Origin of the sequence: Sphingomonas sp. CCH5-D11 (assembly GCF_001557395.1) — a bacterium.
Lineage (GTDB): Bacteria > Pseudomonadota > Alphaproteobacteria > Sphingomonadales > Sphingomonadaceae > Sphingomonas.
In genome coordinates, this window is the sequence record NZ_LSKH01000172.1 from 1 (window position 1) to 3071 (window position 3071).

A 3071-nucleotide genomic window follows, 5' to 3' on the forward strand; every position below is an offset into this window, starting at 1 on the left:
GTTCGGGGGAGGCTGGCGAGTCGCCTGAGCTGGCGTCTTCGGACGCGCTTTTTCGGGAGAGATGATCATGAAATGGTTCGGCTCAAAGGCCGGGCGCGACGCGTCGCGTCCGGCGCTGTCGCAATCGGGAGCCCGGTGGGGACCCGGCGTGGCGCAGGGCGAATGGCCGGCCGGTTATGATGCGCAGGTGCGCGCCGGCTATCTGGGCAATGCGGTGGCGCAGCGGGCGGTGCGGCTGGTGGCGGAGGCGGTGGGGTCCGCGCCGCTGGACGCGAGCGATCCCGCGCTGCTGGCGCTTGTCACGGCCAGGGCCGGCGGTGGGCGGCTGGCGGAAGTGGTGGCGGCGCAAGTGCTGCTGCACGGCAACGCCTTCATCCAGGTGCTGCGCGACGAGAACGGGACGGTGGCGGAACTCTATCCGCTGCGCCCCGAGCGGGTGAGCGTGGTGCTGGACGCGGGCGGCTGGCCGGCCGGCTATCGCTATACGGTCGGCGGGCGGGTGAGCGACCTCGCGCCTGACGCGGTGATTCATGTGCGGGGGTTTCACCCGCTGGACGATCATTACGGGCTGGGGTGCCTGGGCGCAGCGTCTGGCGCGATCGCGGTGCACAATGCGGCGGGCAAGTGGAACAAGGCGCTGCTCGACAATGCGGCGCGGCCGTCGGGTGCGCTGGTCTATGATCCGGGCGATGGCTCGGCGCTGTCGTCGGAGCAGTTCCGCCGATTGCGCGAGGAGATGGAGGCGGGGTTTGCCGGTTCGGGCAATGCCGGGCGGCCGATGCTGCTGGAGGGCGGGCTGAAGTGGCAGGCGCTGAGCCTGTCGCCCGCCGACATGGACTTCGTGGGGCTGAAATCGGCGGCGGCGCGGGAGATCGCGCTGGCGTTCGGCGTGCCGCCGATGCTGCTCGGCCTGCCGGGCGACGCGACCTACGCCAATTATCGCGAGGCGAACCGGGCGCTGTGGCGCCTGACCGTGCTGCCGCTGGCGGATGCGGTGTTCGGCGCGCTGGCGGCGGGGCTGCGGGCGTGGTTTCCCGAGGCGCGGATCGAGATCGATCCCGATCGCGTGCCGGCCCTGGTGGAGGATCGTGAGCGGCTGTGGGCGATGGTGTCCGCAGCCGATTTCATTTCCGCCGACGAGAAGCGGCAGATGGTGGGGTGGGCGCAATGACCAGTTCTTCGGGAGCGGGAAATGTTCTGGCGCAGCTGATCGCGCAGGGCGCGGCAGCGGGAGCGGACATGACGACGCTGCGCGCGATCGCCGAGGAAGCGGGGGAGCTCGGCGCGACGCGGGCGATCACGCGGCTGGGCCTGTCGGACGATGCGGCATCGCGTGATCTGGCGGAATTGCGCGAGCTGCTGACCGCATGGCGCGATGCGAAGCGCAGCGCTTGGAAGGCGTTCGCCGGCTGGGCGGCGGCGCTGTTCCTGGCGCTGATGGCGGTGAAGCTGGGGTTCGGGGAGTGGGTGAATTGAGTCTGCGGATCCAGGGCTATGCGGCGGTCTTCGACCGGGTCGACCGGGCGGGGGACGTGTTTCGCGCGGGCGTGTTCGCCGACGCCGTGCCGGTGCCATTGCTGATGCAGCATCGCGGCAGCCCGGTGGGGGAGATCTGGGCGATCGGCGAGGACGCGCGAGGGCTGTGGATCGAGGCGTGCGTGACGGACCCGGAGGTCGCGCGGCTGGTGCGGTGCGGCGCGCTGCGCGGTCTTTCGGTGGGTTATCGCGCGCTGGCGGCGCGGCAGGGCGCGCGGCGCGAGGTGCTGCGCGCCGCGCTGGCGGAGGTGAGCCTGGTGACGGTGCCGATGCAGGCGGCGGCGCGGGTGGAGACGGTGATCGAGATCTGAAGGGTCGGGCGGCGCGGCGCTGCCCCTCCACCATCCGGCATGTGCCGGATGGTCCCTGTCCCCAAGCGAGCTTGGGGAGGATTTTTTCGCGTGGGAGAAGAACATGGGTGAGATGATGATGGCACGGCCGGTGCTGGACGGGGCGTCGGCAATCGTGGGCGCGGGGCGCGACGCGGCGTTCGGCGCTTTCGTGCGCAGCGGCGCGGTGCTGGAGATGAAAGCGTTTTCCGGCGTGACGGGCGATGCGGGCGGCTATGCCGTGCCGAAGGAGATCGATGCGGTGATCGACGCGACGCTGAAGGCCGCGTCGCCGATCCGCAGCATCGCCAATGTCGTGCAGGTCGGCAGCGCCGGCTATCGCAAGCTGGTGACGACGGGCGGCACGCCATCGGGCTGGGCCGCGGAAACCGAAGGCCGGGCCGAGACGGGCACGCCGATCATGGTGGAGATCGCGCCGCCTATGGGCGAGCTGTTCGCCAATCCCTCCGCGACACAGGCGATGCTGGACGACGCCCATTTCGACGTCGAGGAGTGGCTGGCAGGCGAGATTGCGGCGGAATTCGCCAAGGCGGAAGGCGCGGCCTTCGTGAGCGGCAACGGCACCAACCGGCCCAAGGGCTTCCTGCAGCAGGCGACGGCGGCGACCGGCGATACGACGCGCCCGTTCGGCACGCTGCAGCATATCCTGTCGGGCGCAGCGGGTGACTTTGGCAGCAACCCGCAGGAACGACTGATCGACCTGGTCCAGTCGCTGCGCGCACCCTATCGCCAGGGCGCGGTGTTCGTGATGAACGCGGCCACGCTGGCGCGCATCCGCAAGTTCAAGACCAGCGACGGCGCCTTTGTGTGGCAGCCGAGCCTGGCGGCGGGGCAGCCGGCGACATTGCTCGGCTATCCGGTGATCGAGGCGGAGGACATGCCCGATATCGCGGCCAACGCGCCGGCGATCGCCTTCGGCAACTTCAAGGCCGGATATCTGATCGCGGAGCGCAGCGAGACGGCGATCCTGCGCGATCCCTACACCAACAAGCCGTTTGTCAGCTTCTACGCCACCAAGCGCGTGGGTGGCTGCGTTTCGAACAGCGAGGCGATCAAGGTGATGAAGTTCGCCGCGTCGTGATCCTTCCTTCGCCCCTCCCACGAAGCGGGAGGGGCGTCTGGTGCGCGAAAGGGAGAGGATGATGACGGTTTCGGGGGTGTCGCCCGCCGCGATCGCCGCGGCGG

The 3071-nt window shown here is 70.1% G+C and carries 4 protein-coding genes; all 4 read left to right on the forward strand.

Translation table 11 applies throughout. From position 1 onward, the window contains the following. Positions 1–67: 67 nt before the first annotated feature. The 4 genes from AX702_RS10645 (at position 68) to AX702_RS10660 (ending at position 2967) form a co-directional block, all read left to right on the forward strand. Positions 68–1171: a phage portal protein gene (locus AX702_RS10645; RefSeq protein WP_066779234.1), complete on the forward strand. Its 1104-nt coding sequence runs from the start codon at positions 68–70 to the stop codon at positions 1169–1171. Continuing rightward, a complete protein-coding gene (locus AX702_RS10650; protein WP_066779231.1) occupies positions 1168–1476 on the forward strand; it encodes a DUF6127 family protein in 309 nt (102 codons plus the stop codon). The genes AX702_RS10645 and AX702_RS10650 overlap by 4 nt, the downstream gene beginning before the upstream one ends. Further along, positions 1464–1847 (forward strand): HK97 family phage prohead protease, encoded by a 384-nt coding sequence (locus AX702_RS10655; RefSeq protein ID WP_331710393.1) that lies wholly within the window; start codon positions 1464–1466, stop codon positions 1845–1847. Before AX702_RS10650 ends, AX702_RS10655 begins: the two co-directional genes overlap by 13 nt. A gap of 103 nt (positions 1848–1950) precedes the next feature. Next, positions 1951–2967, forward strand: a complete 1017-nt coding sequence (locus tag AX702_RS10660) for a phage major capsid protein (RefSeq protein WP_371262900.1) — start codon at positions 1951–1953, stop codon at positions 2965–2967. The last annotated feature ends 104 nt before the right edge of the window (positions 2968–3071 follow it).

Coding starts and splice junctions, on each gene's coding strand:
- AX702_RS10645 (WP_066779234.1), top strand. CDS start 68: ATGAAATGGTTCGGCTCAAAGGCCGGGCGCGACGCGTCGCGTCCGGCG.
- AX702_RS10650 (WP_066779231.1), top strand. CDS start 1,168: ATGACCAGTTCTTCGGGAGCGGGAAATGTTCTGGCGCAGCTGATCGCG.
- AX702_RS10660 (WP_371262900.1), top strand. CDS start 1,951: ATGGGTGAGATGATGATGGCACGGCCGGTGCTGGACGGGGCGTCGGCA.